Here is a 19,607-nt window from a genome sequence, read left to right on the forward strand (position 1 = left end):
AGCCATTTTTCCCCAAGAACTGGGTTCTTTAGGTTATGATTTACTGAGATGTAAGATCGATCGCTCTAATTCTGATTCGACTGTTTCAGTTTTAAGCTTGATCGCTCTAATTCTATCTGAATCTGCTGGGCTGTCTGTTTCCAACTCTTTAATTGGGCTTCCGTCCAGTCTTCGTGCTTTTGGGTCCGTTCTACCTTCTGTGCTGTTTCTCCCCATATTTCCCGTTGAGATTGGATCTGCTGTTTTTCTTCCTGAATCTGATGCAAATGTGCGATTGCTTCTTGTTTATCTGACTGGAGTGCTAGATGTTGAGCTTCTATCATAGCCGAGTTACCCTGAACATACTGGGTATATTTGTTGTAAATAATCTCCCTAGTTCTGAAAAAATCACTACGATTTTTACTTGTCGTTGTGCTTCCATCATTTCTCCATACAAATTCACAGGTGGTTTCTTTGATGTGAGCAATACTAAATTTGCGAGATAACCTGATTAGCAAATCCCAATCTTCGTGAGTGCCAAGATTTAAATCGAATGCTCCTGTTTCATCTAAACATGATTTTTCGTGCATTAGGCAAAGAATAGGAATGAAGTTATTGACTAGAATTTTGTCATAGTCAAAATCAAAAGAATAGGGGACGCTGCGATCAGTGGTGACATACTTGCCATCTTGCTTTTGCTGTTCCGCCATCACTGCGTCGGTATAGGCTACTTTGTATTCGCTATTTTTCAATAATTTTACTAGGGTTTCTAGATGATTCGGATAATAGGTATCATCATCGTCTAAATAGGCGACATATTTGCCACTTGCAGCGTGAATGCCTGTGTTGCGGGCTGCCGAACGGTCAAGATTTTGATCGTGTTTCAGATAGAGGATATTTCCCTTTGAGTTAAGAGGAGTGAGAATATTTTGGACATCTATACCACCGTCGTTAATTACAATAATTTCGATATCAGAGAAGGTTTGATTGAGGACGCTTTTCACAGCCTGGGCAAGCATTTCTGGCCGGTCTTTGGTGGGGATGATGACGCTGACAAGAGATTTTGCTGCTGTTCGATAGGGTAAGGCTTGGAGTTCTGATGCAAAAACTGGTGCAGGGATGGAAGTCTTTGCTGTCACTACACGCTTGAGGATGCCATATTCTTCCAGTATTAGATTGGTTTCTTGCTGAGATATTGGCGAAGCGTGTTCCAATCCTTGTTTATTGTTATAGTACAATCCAAGAATTTGTGGGAGACGCACAATATTTTCTGTTTTGCCTATTCGCAGCCAAAACTCATAATCACCAGCCGAAGTGAATTCTGATCTGAAATACCCGTATTTTTCGTGCAGCAACTTTCTCCACATCGGCTGTGGGCCTAGAATACAACGCCGTTCAAGTTCCCTGTAGTCAAATGATGGCCAGTTCCAGCGTTGATTAGCTTTAGTTGTCGCCCATGTATCGTTACTAATGTTGGTTATTAACTGATCGGCAAAGACTACACTTGTTTGAGAGTGAGTGTCTAAGTAGCTTGCCATTACTTCCAAAGCGTCGGGGCGGTGTCTATCATCAGTGTTAGCATTGGTGATGTACGCCCCACGTGACATTTTAATTGCTCTATTCCATGAAGCGTAGAGAGTTTCACGCTTGGAAGTACGCTCATAAACTATATTCGGATATGTCGCTTTAAACTTTTGAATGATTTTCTGTTCGTTTTGTTCAGAGGCACTGTCAATTACTATGATTTCAAGCAAACCTTTTTTGTATAGAGTTTGATTGATCAAGTTCTCTACACAGTTTGATATAAACTTTTCTGAATTGTAAGTAGAAACTATTGCTGAAAGTTTATAACAGTGACTTTTTTTTTTGAATCATCAAATTCAACACTAACATCTTTTGCGAGATATTGTTGTGGACAATACTTAATGATTTTAGTTCTTTCATTGGTATAAATTTTGTCCAGAATATAGTCTCCTAATTTAACCAACGGATCGAAACTATACCAATTTTCATGGCTATAATTGTCGGACTGTATTTCTTCTACCATTTTCGCATAAGAAGCATAATCTAGGTAGTATCTCCCTATTTTCATGCCATACTTTCGCCAAGCCAAATCAGAAAAATTAGTAGGATGTACAACATGATAAGCTACTCTTGAATCTAGAAACTTCAAGTTAACATTTGTGGGAAAAAGAGCAGCGGGCATCCAGTAATCCCACCAAGGCATACCAATACAAAATGTGTCGGTTGGATATAGGTCTATGATAGAAGTATCAAAGAAAAAATAATCAAAACCATGTTCATACTTCCCTACTGTATTATCTATCCAATCAATTTGCTGTAAATATACATCATCAATGGAAGCTAGATTAATCCTGTTACCAAATACAAGAGAATTAACCGACTCTTGGGCAATAAACAAACGAAAGTTAGAATCTGCTTTCAAACATATATCTGAATTGACAATGCCACCTATTTTTGTACCATGTTGTCGTAGATACAGCAGCATATCATCAAGATACACCAGTGGTCTGCCCGCCTCAGAATGTGCGTCACGAGTGACGGCATGAAAAAGTACATTTGCGTAAAGAGTTTGTAGTTGGTCAATTTCTGACTGTATATTTAATGAAACAACCGAAAATCCTAAAGCTTGCCAGCTATCTATCGCAGCGCGTTGTTTTTCGTAATTATTGGGCGCAATACTTGTCACAATTATTACATCATCTTTCTGATTAGATTGCTTTTTAGACTCTCCTTTCTCAAGAATTGTAACTGTGGCTCTACCCCTGTTATTATCTTGTTGTTCATTTTGTTTTTTAGGAGCAAAAATTTCTCCAATCGGTACCTTAACAATGATTGGTTTTGGTGCAGGTGTTGAACTGGTGTATTCTCCATGCTCTGTCAAAAGGCGTTCCTGACTCACAACCAACTCTACTTCCTGCATATATTTATCTATATACAGTTTTGACCGCTGACCTTCATAGGATCTAAACCCTCCTAAAAAATCATCGATAGCAAATAAAGGGGCATATCGAGAGAAACGCACCCACAACTCGAAATCACCTGCAAGTTCGAGACCTAAATTTAGATTGGAACCTGCTTGCTCCCAAAGAGAACGTTTCCAAAATGTACTTTCTTGTTGAATAAATCTTCGTCTTTCTCTAATTTCTTGAGTTAAATTCAACAGATATTCTCTTGACCATTTTGGAATAGATGCTTCAAAGTAAGTAAGTTTGCCATCTCTATCCCATGCAGTGGCTCTGCCAGTTAGCCACTGTATTTCTTGATAGTGAGTAAAAGCTGCTACTACTTTAAAAAAAGCGTTTTGATGATATTTATCATCTGAATTTAACCAGGCCATGATTTCGCCTGTAGTATTTTTAAAAGCATCATTAATGGCAATATATTGACCACCATCTGGCTGACTTTGCCAGTAGCTTAGATACTTTTCATATTTTTTAATTATCTCAACTGATCCATCTTTACTACCACCATCCATAATAATATATTCAAGATTAGGATAACCCTGTTCCAAAATTGATTGAATACATTCCTCTAAAAATTCTCCTTGATTAAAAGAGGGTGTAACTATTGATATTTTGGGTAGTATTTTTTTGATGATAAGGCTTGCTGACACATTGTTACAGTTATTTTGTATCGAATTATTTACAGGAGAAGATGGTAAACTCGAAGATACATTGATACTATTAATTGATTGTTCTTTCAACAGTTCTTGCTTTTTCCATAAAACATTATATGACAGTGGCTTCCCAAATATTTTATAGCTTTGATGAGTAACAGGTTCCCACATCGCATTGTAAGCCTCTTCAGGCATTACATACAAATCCCCGTCTTTTTGCATTTCAGAAAATGGAATCATCTGATTCACGGTTTCAATGTGTTGAAAAATATATAATAGAAGTTGATTTGTCCAAACATTTGTCTGAACACCTTCTTTTTCGATCACAACATCGAATAAATGAAGAGAAAGACCACCTGATTTCAAAACTCGATTGATATCATCACAGACATTTTTAAAAGTTTCGTTATTTTCTGGATATACGTGTTCTAATGTGGAGAGACTGAATACACAGTCAAAATAATCATCTGGAAGTTCAGGACTAAACTCTCCCATGTATGCAGAAACAAGATGATAACCAAGCTGATCGTGGATTTGTTGAGGGCCATTGCCTACGCCTTCAAATTTATCCACATTCCAGATTTCGTATTGCTGCTTTAATGCTTGAATAACACGAGAGTTACCTCCTCCAACTTCTAACAGTTTTGAACCAGGAGGCAGATTGTCAACTATGAAGTTGTATACAAGAATATCTTGATATAACTTCAAGTTAGCTAGGTTATGATTTACTCCTATATGTTCGCCGAATCTAGGAAGCTTATAAAAATGACTTTGCTTGGAATAGGTAAAATATTCAAAGTCATTCCACATAGATTTTAGATTGATATACACTTCGTTTATATCATTTGATTGAGAATTAAAATCGCTAAACATAAGACACCTCTTCCTCTTCAAAGTATAACTTTATTCTATTACAAGGGTTGTTGTTTGTGTTTGATTTTTTTTGTAATTCGCTTGTATAGCTCTTGACAACAAAAATCGTGAAAGTTCTAGATCCTCTTTTGTAAAATCTGTTACATAACCTAATCTTTTCAACACTTGAGAATATTCTTGGTTTAATTTTCTAATCGTTGACATTTTTAGTTTGCGCCTATGATCTCCAGGTTCAACTTGCCTTTTGTGTGCATACATATTTTCTTCTACTTCAAAATTAGTAGAATTAATTAAATTATTTAATACTTTTTGGTCTGGTTTTTTGTCAACTCCAAAATTATTATTTGCAAATTTATTGACCATAACAGAACTCAACCTTTACCTACACTAATTCGGCGTTGCATCAGTCTCTTCCACTCTTGTGAATTTGTCAACTCATAAGTATCAAAGAGTTGTCCCTTTTCTGCCGAGAATTGGCAAAAATTTTCTAACCAATTGAGTAAAGACTCTGTTAGTGAGACTGATGTAAGTTTCAAAGAGTCCAGCAAATACTCCTGCATTTTTTGCAAATCACCATTTTGATAAGCATACCACGCATCCCATACAAGTAATTTATACTTAATATTATTTTCTAACTGCGGCTCAGTTTTTACAGACTGTTGTTGTAATTTAGTCCTAACTAATTCTAACTGTGTTACAGAAAAATGAGCTTTTAATTGTTCTAACTCTTCCTGAGCCTGATGTAATTTAGCTTTGATTTTATGTAATTGAGATTGATTTGCGGCTAAGTCAGCCTTAGTTTGGTAGAGTTGAAATCGATAACTCTCGAATCCCCAATTTTGCTGGTACAGTTGAGACTGCGACTGTTCCAATACCCCCTGAGTTTGGTGGAGTTGCGACTGCGACTGTTCCAATTCCCCCTGAGTTTGGTGGAGTTGCGACTGCGACTGTTCCAATTCCCCCTGAGTTTGGTGGAGTTGAGACTGAGACTGTTCCAATTCCCCCTGAGTTTGGTGGAGTTGCGACTGCGACTGTTCCAATTCCCCCTGAGTTTGGTGGAGTTGCGACTGCGACTGTTCCAATTCTCCCTGAGTTTGGTGCAGTTGCGACTGCGACTGTTCCAATTCCCCCTGAGTTTGGTGGAGTTGCGACTGCGACTGTTCCAATTCTCCCTGAGTTTGGTGCAGTTGCGACTGCGACTGTTCCAATTCTCCCTGAGTTTGGTGCAGTTGAGACTGCGACTGTTCCAATTCTCCCTGAGTTTGGTGCAGTTGAGTTTGGTAATTTTCTACTTCCACCCTAAGCTGGTGCAATTGCCCTAGATGGTATTGCAATTCACTTTGAGTATGCTGTGGCAGTCCATAAGGCATAGTAGGCAACTTATTTTCTGAATCAGTCATTTGATTTGGTTTCCTGTCTATTCAATAAAGCAATCGATGAAATTAGCTTAGCAAAATACTGCTCTTCTTTCCAGCTTTCCCTCTCTTGGGGGTTTGCAAGCAATATATCTAGTGGAATTGTGTTCCACAGATCCTGCCAGTGAGGACGTTTGGAATCCAGCACATCTCGCATTTCTTCGTAAGAGTAACCCAACTGAATAAACTGTTCTGCCCCTAAAAATTCTAAATAATCATTAGCTAATCGCCAGATTTGAGGCTTTTCTAAATCCAATACCCATCTATCTACATTTAGGGGATCGGGTTTAGTCTGTTGATAAACCTTATTTTGATCTCCATATCTCCAAGCGGGACAATCTTTGACCTTTCCATAATTAATCATCTCTGGCAAAAAATCAACTCCTAACCAGCTACAAATCTTACTCATTTCCCATTCCGGATTGAGCAGCAACCATTCATAATGTAATACTATGCAGTTATTTTTTAACTGATTGATGCTATTGAGTAATCTAACAGGAGCTTCTAATAAATCATGCTTGTATAGATGAAGCTTAAACCAATCGTCTTGAGTCCAAGTATTTATCATAGAACATAAAACAGCCAGAGGATTCCGAATAAGAATAATATAGTAAGCCTCTGGAAATGTTTTGTAAAGCTCAGAAATTATAAAATAATAGCGTGGTGTTTTGTCCAAAAAATAACGCTTTCCTGAAGGGATAGTAGCACAACTATACAAATAAGAATACATTCGACGCAAGCCATTAAAATAAGATTCCTCTCCCTCCGGGATATCATTAATAAAACCTTGTACAGCATCCCTAGCCCATTGAGTATTATATTCTACTTCATATCCCTCAGAACGCAAAGCATAGAAAGGATGAAGCATTAACCAAGGTTCAGAAACTGTATGAATTTCTGAGTGACTTCCCAATATTCGTTGTGTTAGTGTCGATCCAGCACGAGGTTGAGAAATTAAAAATATTAAGTTCTTACCTTTCAAAATACTATCTTCTGAGATATCATTGGTCATACTTTTCATTTCCTGCAAGACTCTTTGACTGTATGTTGCCTGAATAATTTAGTGCCCCCAGTCTAACAGCCTCACCATTATCCCACAGCTCGTTCAAATATTTATACTCCCGGTAAGTATCCATCGCGAACAAGAAACCGCCCTACGAGTCAGCCATCAACTGCCCTCAAACCATCCTCGCCTCCACCATCATCCGCACTACATCGGGCATCTTGTACTTCGCCTCCCATCCCAACTTTTCCTTCGCCTTACCCGGATTGCCCAACCCAACCGCAATCTCCGTCGGTCTGTAGAGACTCGCATCAGTTACCAAATGTTCCTGCCAATCCAAACCCGCACAAACAAAAGCCGATCGCACAAACTCCTCCAAAGGATAACTTACACCAGTAGCAATGACATAATCATCCGGTTCATCCTGCTGCAACATCAAATACATCGCCTCCACATACTCCGGCGCCCAGCCCCAGTCCCGCTGCACCGAAATGTTGCCCAAATGCAGTTTTTCCGAACTACCCGCAGCAATTCGGCACACCACAGATACAATCTTTTGCGTCACGAACCTCTCCGGCCGCAGCGGCGACTCGTGATTGAATAGAATACCAGAACACGCAAACAAATTGTACGCTTCCCGATAATTTGCTACTTCCCAAAATGCGGTGGCTTTCGCTACCGCGTAGGGACTTCTGGGGCGAAAAGGCGTATTTTCATCCGCTGCTGTGCCTCCGGTATCCCCAAAACATTCGCTAGAACTAGCATTGTAAAGTTTGATTTCCCCCCCGGTAAACCGGATTGCTTCTAACAGATTTAATGTGCCTGTGGCAATGCTTTCGAGGGTTTCTACAGGTTGCTCAAAAGACAAGCCGACGGAACTTTGACCTGCTAGATTGTACACTTCGTCGGGCTGAATTTTCGCTAGTACCTGCAAAACGCTGCGAAAATCGTTGAGAGACATGGATTCTAGTTTTACTCTGTCTCGGATTCCCAAACGGGCTAGATTTCCGAAACTCGACATTTGCGCGTCCCTGGAGGTGCCGGAAACTTCATAACCTTTATCCATAAGCAGTTGGGCTAAATAAGCTCCGTCTTGACCGGATATACCACAAATTAACGCTTTTTTCATATAATTTTTGTTTTTAAAACTCTACCGTAGAAGAACGGGCGGTTGCAACCGCGTCAATACAGACAAAACCCACCTCCGTGGGTTGAAGACCGGGCGGTTGCAATTGGGTTATTCTTCCGTCCGCGGAGGCGGACATCGTTTGTGTAGACGCGGTTTCAACTGTACCTCTACATCTACAAACAAATTTCAGGACTTACGCCGGGGACTAAAGAAACCGGGTTTTTTACCGATATTAAGGGTTTGAACCAAATATTGGGGAAAAAACCCGGTTTCTGCTCACCCGTGTGATATCGCGAAATCTCGTTTATATCCGAGGCCTGATCCCCCTAAATCCCCCTTAAGAAGGGGGACTTTGAGAAGACTCCTGTCCCCCCATTTTTTAGAGAAGACTCCTGTCCCCCCCTTTTTAAGGGGGGTTAGGGGGGATCTGGGCCTAAGAAGACCGGGCGGTTGAAACCGCGTCTATACAGACAAAACCCACCTCCGTGGGTTGAAGACCGGGCGGTTGAAACCGCGTCTATACAGACAAAACCCACCTCCGTGGGTTGAAGACGCGGCACTTACAATTGGGTTATTCTTGAGTCCGCGGAGGCGGACATCGTTTGTGTAGACGCGGTTTCCACCTTACGTCCTATCTAGCCTTCCCACCGTTGGGCGACCAATTCAGCCAAGTCAACAACCCGCTGACTGTAGCCCCACTCATTGTCGTACCAAGACAACACCTTTACCAGGTCGCCGTCCATAACTAGCGTCAAGCTGGAATCCAGGATCGAAGAAGCATCATTTCCGCGATAGTCGCAAGAAACCAGAGGCAAATCGTTGTACTCCAAAATCCCCTTCATCGGGCCTTCGGCTGCTTCTTTGAAAACTTGATTTACCTGCTCGGTAAAAGTCTTTTTCTCTACCTGAGCCACAAAATCAACTACCGACACATTCGGAGTCGGCACGCGCATGGCTATGCCATTTAACTTACCCTTCAACTCTGGAATCACCAAAGCCACAGCTTGAGCAGCACCAGTAGAAGTTGGCACAATGTTCATCGCCGCAGCCCGCGCCCGCCGCAAGTCGCGGTGGCTGGCATCCAACAAGCGCTGGTCGCCAGTATAGCTGTGCGTAGTGGTCATCATGCCTTTGATGATGCCAAAATTGTCGTTAAGCACTTTCACTACGGGAGCTAGACAGTTAGTGGTACAGCTAGCATTGCTGATGACTGTGTAGTCACTGTGCTTGTAGTTGTGGTGGTTGACTCCCATCACATAGGTGCCGACTTCAGGCCCTTTGCCCGGAGCTGTAATCAGCACCTTTTTTGCGCCTGCTGTGATATGCTTCGATGCACCAGCTTGGTCAACGAATACACCAGTCGCTTCAATAATCAGATCAATACCCCAATCTTTCCAAGGCAGGTTGAGCGGATTACGATCGCTCACACATTTAACTGTCTTGCCATTGAGAATAATCGAATTTTCATCCGTACTGATGTCCACACCCTTCAACGTTCCCATCATGGAATCGTATCTCAGCAAGTGAGCATTAGTTTTGGGATCGGAAGTGTCATTAATTGCTACCAGCTCAAGCTGGCTATTTTCTCGGCCCAGCAAGCAGCGCGTAAAACTGCGCCCAATACGTCCAAAACCGTTGATCGCGACTCTAATCACCTAGTACCTCCTAATGATGGCAGCCCTTAGCTCAGGCTGAAATTTTGGAAAAATTTAAGAATTGACTTATGAGACAAAATCATATCGCAAAGCTCGATCCTTTCTCACTTTTTGTGTTTATCCAAAAAACCTAAACTTTTTTAGAAGGCAGAAATCCCAACACACAAGGCATTCAGCTTTCGACTGCTGGTTGCTGGTAAAGGCTGTGAGTCGCAATATAACTTCGGACACTTTCGGGTACTAAGTAGCGGAAGTCGCGACTTTCGGCCGAGCAGCGACGGATGTGGCTTGACGAAATCTCGATCGCCCGCATCGCCAAAACCTGCCACCGAAGTTGCACTCCCAAAACAGCCATCTGTTCAGCAACTTTACAGCAAACAGCACTTGTCTCAACCTGCATATTGTCTCCGGCCCAATCATCAATGCTCGACTTTCCCATCTCCGACTCCCCCACTCCGACACTTTCCCGTCCCGCCACCAACCAGTCACACAAACCGGCAATTTCCGCACAGCGGGGCCATTTGGGGAGAGTTTGGAGTGCGTCAGCACCGATAATCCAGTAACGCTGAGCCTCGGTCGCCAAATTTTGTAAATACAGTAGGGTGTCAATAGCAGAAGTTCCAGAGGCATTGGTATCCACTGGCAAAAATGCAAAATCCGACCGCCCGGCCGTTGCCAGAGCCACCATTTCCCGCCGTTGGTCAAAACTTGCCAAAACACTGTGCGACTTGTGACGAGGCGTGTGATCGATCGCCCAAATGACTCGATCGATCCCAAATTGACTCACCGCCGTCTCGGCCATCAACAAATGCCCGCAGTGAACCGGATCGAAAGTCCCCCCCAAAATTGCTACTTTTTCCATACAAAGTGGTAGTCTTGGTAAATCTTTGTGGGTTTCACCCCACATCGGGCTTAATTCAGTTGACAGTTGACAGTTGACAGTTGACAGTTGACAGTTGACAGTTGACAGTTGACTGCTTGAGGGCGACCTCTACCTAAAAGCAAGAGAATTGGAGTAATGAATAGTTTTCTTTTAATTTCTCCCGATCAGGGTTCCGGCTTTAAACCAATTCTTTCTGATAAAAACATCCCCCGGCTGTGCTGACGTATCCCAGCACAGCCAGGAGATGGAAAAAAATCATACAGGAATATGCGATGCGATCGGCCCAAATCAGTCTGTTGCCCCAGACTGCAAAGCCCATCCTCTCTAACCTGCAATTTTATAGTTGTGACTATTCCGGAAATCGACTCGGTACTAAGTCAAATAGGATACAAGACAAACCTCTCTACAAATCCCCAAATTTAGGGAAGGGCAGAGAATTGTATACAAAAATGTCTAGCGAACTGTATCCTGAAAAAAACAATTCTTGATGTCAGGAACCTCAGCTATCAGGCATGAGGCTTGTAAGATTCTTACGAGCCGTTCTGACCAGCTATAGTCTTAACTGACTACGTTTTTTGAGTCACGACTGAGGATGCGAAGCTAGTCCCCTGAGAGTGTCATTTGCAGTTAAACAGTTCTAAGGTCACTGGAACGGTGCTGCAAGTCTAAAAAGCTCTTAAAACTTTGACCGACAAGCTAACTTTACCCCACAAGGGAGTTTTGGAGACAACCATATCTCCACGGAGGGGCAACCATGCTCCTCCTTCCCGAAAGGGAATATAAAGCCGTCCTATAAGGCTCGCCCTGAGCTTGCCGAAGGGACGGGGTTTCTACCCATTTTTTTGATGATATCGCGTGTTATTGGCGTGGCGTGGTGTGTGAGGAGCGAAGATGCCGAGTTCTGTTGATTTCAGCGGTAGACCATTTCATTTCATCGGCATTGGCGGGATTGGGATGTCAGCCATTGCCTATATTCTAGCTAAACGCAAGTTGCCTGTATACGGCTCCGACATTAAATCGAGTCACATAACCGAGCGCTTGCAAGGAATGGGAGCTCATATTTTTTGGAGTCAAGACGCCAGCAATTTTGAAGTATTTCAAACGGCACTCAACGGTAGCAGTCCTGACAGCGAGATGATTGGGGTCGTATCCTCGGCAGTCGCTGGTACGGTAGGAACTTCCGTCGCGACAGCCGAAGCTCTCAAATTGAACGGCAACGGTTCAAGCGCCCAAGCAATTGGGGGATTGCCTCAAGTAGTCTGTTCGACGGCAATTCACCCGGCAAATGCCGAATATCGAGCTGCTTTAGATTTGGGCTGTCCGATTTTTCATCGATCGGATGTGTTGGCAGCCTTAATTCAAGATTACCAAAGTATCGCCGTAGCCGGGACTCACGGCAAAACTACTACTAGCAGCTTAATTGGCTTCATGCTGATGGCTGCGGGTCTAGATCCGACGATCGTAGTCGGAGGCGAGGTAAATGCCTGGGAAGGTAATGCCCGTGCCGGCGAAGGCCCCTACTTAGTTGCCGAGGCTGATGAATCCGACGGTTCTCTCGTCAAGCTGGTAGCAAAAATTGGCATAGTGACCAATGTGGAACTGGATCATCCAGACCATTACGAGACTCTCGATCAGGTGATAGACATATTTAAGGTGTTTGCCCAAAACTGTCAAACCTTGGTGGGCTGCATAGACGACGAAATCGTCAAAGACTGCCTCGCCCCTCATGTCAGCTACAGCTTGCAGCCGGACAAGGGTGCTGACTACACGGCTTCGGACGTGGAGTACGGCGCAGAAAGCACTAAGGCTCAAATTTGGGAGCGAGGAGCTTTCCTGGGGGAAATGGAGTTGAAGTTGCTAGGTAAACACAATCTCAGCAATGCACTAGCTGCGGTAGCAGTGGGTCGATTGTTGGGGTTGGAGTTTTCGGCGATCGCGACAGCGATTGCCGGCTTTGAAGGCGCTCGCCGCCGTTTTGAGGTGCGGGGTTTTCATAATGACATCCTGTTTGTGGACGACTACGCCCACCACCCCAGCGAAATTCTTGTCACCTTGGCGGCGGCTCGGTTGCGCATCGCAGGTAGCGACAAGACTCCCCAATCCCGAAGAGTAGTTGCTATTTTTCAACCCCACCGTTACAGCAGGACTCTGACATTTTTGCCAGAATTTGCTCAATCTTTTGGGGATGCCGATTTGGTTGTGGCTTGCGATATTTATAGTGCTGGGGAACCGAATTTAGGAGAGATTAGCGGGCAGCAAGTTGCTGATTTGATTGCTAAAGAAGGCCGAGAAGTTGTGTTTGCGCCTTCTCTGGAATCGGTAAGTAAGTTTTTAACCGAAAATCTGCAACCGGGGGATTTGGCTCTGTTTTTGGGTGCTGGTAATCTGAATCAGATTATTCCAGAGGTTATGGCTTTCTATCAAGCAGCCGATCGCCCGGATTAGCTCTCAGATGCGGGATTAGCTCGACATGATGGCGGTGCAGGTTCTACCGACACCGCTGGAAGAGCGGCTCGCTCAAAGCAGCGACATAAGTTGCGTAAATGAATTTTCAACCACCTCTTCAAGCGAATGTATTTTTAAGGATTTTCAAGATGGTGACTATCTCGAATGACTCCTCTGTTAAGGAAAATCGGCGAGTGTATTCTCCTATTTCTTTGCGGGGAACTGACTGTAAGATTAACTCCCAAGTGGCGCTGGCCGGTCTGACTTCCTTCCGAGTGGGCGGCCCGGCCGAGTGGTACGTGGCTCCCCGCAGTTTGGAGGATTTACAAGCGAGTTTTGCCTGGGCACACGATGAAGGAGTGCCGGTGACTCTGCTGGGCGCGGGTTCTAATCTGTTGGTGAGCGATCGGGGTTTGTCCGGTTTGGTCGTCGGCACTCGCTACCTGAAACAGGTAAATTTTAATGCAGAAACAGGTCAAGTTACAGCCGGGGCGGGGGAGTCAATCCCTCGTCTCGCTTGGTTGGCTGCTAAACGGGGCTGGAAAGGTCTCGAATGGGCGGTTGGTATACCTGGCAGCGTGGGAGGGGCTGTGGTGATGAATGCGGGGGCTCACAGGGGCTGTGCTGCTGATATTCTGGTCAATGCTCGCGTCCTATCCCCCGGTGGTAAGCTGGAAATTCTCACACCGGGAGATTTGGGCTATCGCTACCGGACTTCTCTGTTGCAAGGGGGCGATCGCCTGGTAACAGAAGCGACTTTCCAGTTGCAGCCAGGATTCGATCGATCGCAAGTAATGGCAGAAACTAATCACAATTTTAGCCAGCGGCGGACGAGTCAACCCTACCATCTGCCTAGCTGTGGCTCAGTTTTCCGCAACCCCAGCCCGAAGGCGGCAGGCTGGTTAATCGAACAAGCGGGACTGAAGGGATATCAGATCGGCGGCGCACAAGTAGCTCAGCGCCATGCTAATTTTATACTTAACTGCGGGTCGGCAACGGCCAATGATATTTTTCAAGTGATCCGCCACGTTCAACAGCAAGTCGAGCAGCGGTGGTCGCTGTTGTTGGAGCCAGAAGTTAGAATACTGGGAGAGTTCCCTTTCTAAGGCATCATTGAAGTAATACGAAGGCGGCAAACTGCCAGCCCACACACCATCAGAAACTAGCTGTCAGGAACTCTGGTCTAAAGACACGCTCGCTTGGTCGCGAGCAAGTCTCGAAGCAAGCTATTCTGACCAGCTATAGTCTTAACTGACTACGTTATTTAGGTCACGACACCCTGTGGATGCGAAGCTGTCCCCTGCTCTGTCGCTAGTGGTTAAACAGTTCTAAAGTCACGCTTTACAGTGCTGCTAGCCCTGCGCAAGCCCTGATAACATTGACCGACAAGCTAACATCACCCCGCTTTCGTAGGCTCTAATCGAGCAAACATTATGCGTACAGGGTTGTAAGGTTTGAGATGGTAATTGTCCCATCGAAAGTACACTACAAAAGTACACCTGATCGAACAACTCGCCCGGCGGTAATGGAAAGATTCAATGCGGTTAAAACCGCCTGGTCGTTTTTCTCTCAGGTCTAAAGACTCTGAGTTTCCCACTTACCTAGTGTTTTTATGACAAAATCAGGACAAGGATTTGGCTTCGGCCTGGGCAAAATGAAGGAACTGACTGAAGCTTTCAAAAAAGCTCAGCAGGTTCAAGAAGGAGCTAAAAAGCTCCAAGAAGAGTTGGATGTAATGGAAATTGAGGGAACTGCCGGCGGCGGCTTGGTTAAGGTTTTTCTCAGCGGCAACCAAGAACCCCGCCGGGTGGAAATTTCGCCGGATGCGATCGGTGAAGGTGCTGATGTGGTTTCTGAACTCGTCACGGTGGCGATGCTGGATGCTTACACTAAGTCTACGGCAACGATGCGGGAGAAAATGGAAGAACTCACCGGCGGACTGAATCTCCCTGGTTTCTAAGTCAGTTGGCAGTTGACAGTTGACAGTTGACTGTTGACAGTTGACAGTTGACAGTTGACAGTTGACTGTTGACAGTTGACAGTTGACAGTTGACTGTTGACTAAAATCTTGTAACTACCAACTATTAACTGTTGACTAAAATCTGGTAACTGCCAACTGCCAACTAGCCACCGCCAACTGCCAATTAGCCACTGCCAACTGCCAACTGACTAATGACTAAATTATTGTTTGTCTGCCTGGGAAACATCTGCCGATCGCCCTCAGCAGAAAATATCATGAATCACTTAATAAAAAAAGCTGGTTTGGGCGATCGCATCACCTGCGATTCGGCTGGAACTGCCGGCTATCACATTGGTAGCCCCCCTGACAGCCGGATGGCGTTGGCAGCGAGGAAGCGAGACATTGAATTGTTAGGCGCAGCCCGCCAATTTAAAAAGAAAGATTTTGAAGATTTCGATTTGATTCTGGCGATGGATCGGGACAATTATCGGAATATTCTTGCTGTTGATACTGCGGGGAAATACAAAGATAAAGTGCGCTTGATGTGCGATTTTTGCCAGCAATACGACCTCAAAGAAGTTCCCGATCCTTACTATGGTGGGCCGGAGGGATTCGATCGGGTAATTGATTTGCTGCTGGACGCTTCGGAGGGTTTGTTGGAGTATGTTATCAGTCAAGAAAAATTCCGAGTTAGCGGCAAGCAATCAATTTAAAAAAGTGCCTTCTTCCGCCCGAATATTAGCAATACTGTAGGGGGGACAACGCTGACAAAACTCGTCACTAGGGATATCAGATTTTTGCCAGCACCCCCTCCCAAGAGAATACTTGGTGACAAACAAAAAGTTAAACTTGTCAATACAAAATTGGGAGAATTGATACTTAAAGCAGCAATTGGCAGCAAAATTGATGGATACCAAGGCATTAGCCAAGGTGTAGCAAACAAAAACAAAGTTAGAGTCGTCCATCCAATATCTGATACCAAATTAATTGCCGAATCATTTTTGCGGAAATATGATTTAATTAACGTCCCTGCATAGTAAAGTATCCAGCTTAAATACGCAAAATATTTGAGGAATGATAAAATACTTTCCCTGGCTTCAACAGTTACATTGGGGAAAAAATTCAGAAATAAATTGATAGCATGGTGAAACGATCGAGCTGTAGCCCCCGACACTCCTGGATTTAACAAACTTCTCCAAGCTGAAACTGTTGGCAGAAATGTATAAGTTACCACCACGATAATTAATAAAGAAAGTAAGATTAATACTGCTAAATCTCTCCACCGACGGTGCTTGCAGAGAAAGACAAAAACTAAGGGCAGCCAAATAATAGGCAATGTTTTGACGAGAAAACCCACCCAAATTGCTAAAACTGCCAAAACATATCGCCGATAGTAAAGATATCCTATTAAAACAATCAATGTATTAGCAAGAAATACGTCAAGGTGAGCATTAGCGATCTGCTCGTTTAACAAAATTGGATTGATTAAATAGGCTATTGTTATGAGGTTACGGTTTTCATAGTTTGTTAGCAACCTCCAAATCAAGTAGGCATTGAGTGTATGTACCAAGACGCAGATTATTTTAAAAATATAAACTCCCAGTAGAGGGCTAATTGGTAAAGCAAGTGCTGATATAGCAAAAAAGAATAGAGAAACTGGGCCGTAGGTAGAAGTTTGCCGCCAGTGGAGGAAAGGAGATACGTTAGAAACAAATGTAGAGGAACTATTAAGATAAGGATTTATTTTATGTAAGCTCAACGATCCGTAATGCAAGTACAAATAAATATCACTGCTTGCGGGATAAGCTATGAGGGCAAGTGCCAGAAAGGGGATTGCATACTTGCAAATATCTAAAAAGCTAGAAATGGTCGCCTTTTTTTGAATTAACCAGATAATATATGTAACTGTTGCTATTAAGTAGGAACCGTTAATTAGAAGTCTGATGACACTGAAACGGCTGGTAGGGAAATCGTTATAGTTTTCTCCCCCCTGTAAAACGCTGTAAAACTTGGTGATTCCCATTGATGTCATGGAAATACAGAATATTATGGAAGCTGCTAATGCGACAGCATATAGAATTTTCTCATTTTTTAAGTAATTTTTGAGTGTGCTGTTATTCATATTTGTGGGCTAAGTGCAGGTAATTTTCGTGCCAAAAGCGGTTTGCGGTTATCTGACTAAATGGTGTTCCATCGCAAAACGCACGAGTTCTGCACGGTTGTTTCTTTCAGTTTTTCTGAACAAGCTGCTAACGTGCTTTTCGATGGTGCGAGGACTGAGGTGGAGCCGATCGCCAATTTGAACATTAGAAAGACCTTCTGTCAGCAAATCTAGCACTTCCTGCTCTCGCTGCGTCAATTTCGGAGCATTTGGGCTTGGAGATGCACGCGCGGCGTAGCTCTCCCGTAGGGAATCACCCGTTTTTGACTTTTGAGTTAAAAAATCCGTTTCTGGCTTGTCATTGGCTCTGCTGCGTGCCTCTAATGGCATCGGTTCGGGTTCCGGGGAACGAGACGGTGCCTGAGCAATTAGAGCATAGCGATCGAGCAAAGAGCGAATTACCGCCCCCAATTCCTGGAGTTCAAAAGGCTTAGCCAGAAAATTGTCGCACCCCATCTGATAGCCACGAATCCGTTCCTCAGTGCTCGTGCGTTCCGTCAAAAAAATCACCGGCAGCAAGCGGAAAGCGGGACGAGTCCGAACTCGTCGCACAAATTCGTAGCCATCCATTTCGGGCATTGTAATGTCGGTAACAATCAAGTGGGGCTGAAATTCCTGTACCAACCCTAAAGCTTCTTTGCCGTTCTCAGCAGCGATGACAGAGTATCCGATAATTTCCAGATAATCGGTAATCGACAAGCGAGTCGCAAAATCGTCGTCAGCAACCAGAATCGTCAAGGGCATGGGGGGAAATTAAAAATTAAACATTAAAAATTAAAAGTGAGTAATTTCACTTTTAATTTTTTATTCTACTGTTTAATTCTCTTGATAAGTTGCAGTTAAAGTAACAGGCTGTGCTAAATTTCCCTCCAAAGCTACGCCGCGCCCGTTGGCGGCCAAATGCCGCAGAGTTTTGTAAATTGTCTCAATTTGCTCTGGGCTGCCGGCTTTTTTGGCTATTTCTGCTACAGATAGAGGTGTTTGGGCGTCTTTGAGCACTTGCAGTACCCGTTGCTGCAAGTCCAACACAGCAGCAGCGGCTTTTTTGCCTGCTTCCACCCCTGGCTGGTGATAGGCATTGACATTCACCAAGGAACCGTAAAAACCTACGGCTCTTTCGTAGAGGGCGATTAATGCTCCTACTGTCCGAGGGGTGACTTGGGGAATCGTGACTGTGATTGAATCTCGGTGATTTTCGTACAAAGCTTGTCGAGTTCCCTGCAACAAACCAGATAAATAATCTCCACAAGTGACTCCGGTTTCTACTTCCACAGAAATGCCTTGTCTGTCTTCCAATACTTCGATAAATGTTAGGAAGAAATTCGGCACGCCGTCTCGCAGTTGCTGGACGTAGGCGTGTTGATCGGTTGAACCTTTGTTGCCGTAAACTGCGATTCCTTGATGAACTATGTTGCCATCTAAATCTTTTTCTTTGCCTATAGATTCCATGACTAATTGCTGCAAATAGCGGCTGAACAATAGCAGGGAATCTTTGTATGGCAAAACTACCATGTCTTTTTCGCCACGTCCATTGCAGGCATCATACCAGGACATGGCTAAAATGGCGGCAGGATTGTGTTTAATGTCGGTAATTCTGGTAGCTGCGTCCATAACTTTCGCACCTTCGAGCATCGCCCGAATGTCGATGCCTTGCAAGGCTGCTGGCAAAAGTCCTACTGTTGAGAGTTCCGAAGTGCGTCCTCCCACCCAGTCTGCCATCGGGAAGGTGGTAATCCAGCCTTCGGATTTGGCTAATTTGTCTAGTTTGCTGTCTGTGCCGGTGATGGCAATTGCTTGTTTGGCGAAGTCGAGTTTTTGGGCTGCGAAGGCTTTTTGAACTTCGATCATGCCGTTGCGGGGCTCCGGGGTGCCGCCGGATTTGGAGATGGTAATTACTAGGGTGCTGGCGAGTTTGTCTTTGAGTTGGTTGAGGATGCGATCGATCCCAGCGGGATCTGTGTTGTCAATAAAATGAATTGCTAGGGGTGGAATGTCTGGTGATAGGGCTTCGGCGACGAATTGGGGGCCGAGGGCGGAACCGCCGATGCCGATCGAGATTATATCGGTAAATTGTGGAGCAAATGGCGGTTTGATATCGCGGCTTTGAATTTTTTTGACAAAATCTTCGACTTGTGCTATGCCTTCGACTATTTCTTGTTTTAATTCTGGAGTGGGAGCTAAATCGGGGTTTCGCAGCCAGTAGTGGCCCACCATGCGGTGTTCGTCGGGATTGGCGATCGCTCCTGCTTCTAAAGCTGCCATGTCTTTGAAAGCTTTGTCAAATTTGGGTTTCATTGCTGCTACGAAAGCGTCGTCGAACCCCATGCGGCTGACATCGAGGTAAAGTCCCAATCCCTCGTGATAGTAAAGCCAGTCTTGATAGCGTTGCCAGAGTGCTGCGGCGTCCATAGGAATTCTCTACAATTTTTATAATGTTCGATCGGCATCGTCGGGAATCCAACAA

General features: G+C 44.2%; 15 protein-coding genes. 4 read left to right on the top strand and 11 right to left on the bottom strand.

Going from position 1 to position 19,607, the window contains the following annotated elements:
• Positions 1–65: 65 nt before the first annotated feature.
• The 8 genes from K4039_RS10060 to nadD form a co-directional block, all read right to left on the bottom strand.
• Positions 66–1,763 carry a glycosyltransferase gene (locus K4039_RS10060; RefSeq protein WP_265235034.1) on the bottom strand — a complete coding sequence of 566 codons (1,698 nt, stop codon included), beginning with the start codon at positions 1,761–1,763 and terminating at the stop codon, positions 66–68.
• Between the two features lie 47 nt (positions 1,764–1,810).
• Complete coding sequence (locus K4039_RS10065; RefSeq protein ID WP_265235035.1) at positions 1,811–4,492, bottom strand: glycosyltransferase; 2,682 nt, start codon at positions 4,490–4,492, stop codon at positions 1,811–1,813.
• A 30-nt stretch (positions 4,493–4,522) separates the two neighbouring features.
• Entirely contained in the window at positions 4,523–4,855 is a 333-nt protein-coding gene (locus tag K4039_RS10070) for a hypothetical protein (protein WP_265235036.1), read from the bottom strand.
• 8 nt (positions 4,856–4,863) lie between these two features.
• A complete protein-coding gene (locus K4039_RS10075; RefSeq protein ID WP_265235037.1) occupies positions 4,864–5,892 on the bottom strand; it encodes a hypothetical protein in 1,029 nt (342 codons plus the stop codon).
• Entirely contained in the window at positions 5,885–6,919 is a 1,035-nt protein-coding gene (locus K4039_RS10080) for a sulfotransferase (protein WP_265235038.1), read from the bottom strand. Before K4039_RS10080 ends, K4039_RS10075 begins: the two co-directional genes overlap by 8 nt.
• A 166-nt stretch (positions 6,920–7,085) precedes the next feature.
• Positions 7,086–8,039, bottom strand: coding sequence for a GDP-mannose 4,6-dehydratase (locus K4039_RS10085; protein ID WP_265235039.1), 954 nt, complete (start codon positions 8,037–8,039; stop codon positions 7,086–7,088).
• Between the two features lie 635 nt (positions 8,040–8,674).
• On the bottom strand, positions 8,675–9,694 hold the full coding sequence (locus K4039_RS10090; RefSeq protein ID WP_265235040.1) for a type I glyceraldehyde-3-phosphate dehydrogenase: 1,020 nt from the start codon (positions 9,692–9,694) through the stop codon (positions 8,675–8,677).
• Positions 9,695–9,866: 172 nt separating this feature from the next.
• Positions 9,867–10,601, bottom strand: a complete 735-nt coding sequence (gene nadD, locus K4039_RS10095) for a nicotinate (nicotinamide) nucleotide adenylyltransferase (RefSeq protein ID WP_265235042.1) — start codon at positions 10,599–10,601, stop codon at positions 9,867–9,869.
• An 867-nt stretch (positions 10,602–11,468) separates the two neighbouring features.
• Here nadD and murC point away from each other — a divergent pair.
• From murC to K4039_RS10115, 4 genes are all read left to right on the top strand, one after another.
• Positions 11,469–13,022: a UDP-N-acetylmuramate--L-alanine ligase gene (gene murC, locus K4039_RS10100; RefSeq protein ID WP_265235044.1), complete on the top strand. Its 1,554-nt coding sequence runs from the start codon at positions 11,469–11,471 to the stop codon at positions 13,020–13,022.
• Positions 13,023–13,171: 149 nt separating this feature from the next.
• Entirely contained in the window at positions 13,172–14,128 is a 957-nt protein-coding gene (gene murB, locus K4039_RS10105; protein WP_265235075.1) for a UDP-N-acetylmuramate dehydrogenase, read from the top strand.
• Between the two features lie 506 nt (positions 14,129–14,634).
• Entirely contained in the window at positions 14,635–14,982 is a 348-nt protein-coding gene (locus K4039_RS10110; protein WP_265235045.1) for a YbaB/EbfC family nucleoid-associated protein, read from the top strand.
• Positions 14,983–15,194: 212 nt separating this feature from the next.
• Positions 15,195–15,695, top strand: coding sequence for a low molecular weight protein-tyrosine-phosphatase (locus tag K4039_RS10115; protein ID WP_265235046.1), 501 nt, complete (start codon positions 15,195–15,197; stop codon positions 15,693–15,695).
• Here the strand turns inward: K4039_RS10115 and K4039_RS10120 are convergent.
• From K4039_RS10120 to K4039_RS10130, 3 genes are all read right to left on the bottom strand, one after another.
• Positions 15,692–17,104, bottom strand: a complete 1,413-nt coding sequence (locus tag K4039_RS10120) for a hypothetical protein (protein WP_265235047.1) — start codon at positions 17,102–17,104, stop codon at positions 15,692–15,694. The two genes, K4039_RS10115 and K4039_RS10120, sit on opposite strands and share 4 nt — an antisense overlap.
• 48 nt (positions 17,105–17,152) lie before the next feature.
• Positions 17,153–17,887, bottom strand: a complete 735-nt coding sequence (locus K4039_RS10125; protein ID WP_265235048.1) for a DNA-binding response regulator — start codon at positions 17,885–17,887, stop codon at positions 17,153–17,155.
• Positions 17,888–17,959: 72 nt separating this feature from the next.
• A complete protein-coding gene (locus K4039_RS10130) occupies positions 17,960–19,552 on the bottom strand; it encodes a glucose-6-phosphate isomerase (protein ID WP_265235049.1) in 1,593 nt (530 codons plus the stop codon).
• Between the last annotated feature and the right edge of the window lie 55 nt (positions 19,553–19,607).

It is taken from the genome of Lyngbya sp. CCAP 1446/10 (assembly GCF_026130175.1).
Lineage (GTDB): Bacteria > Cyanobacteriota > Cyanobacteriia > Cyanobacteriales > Microcoleaceae > Microcoleus.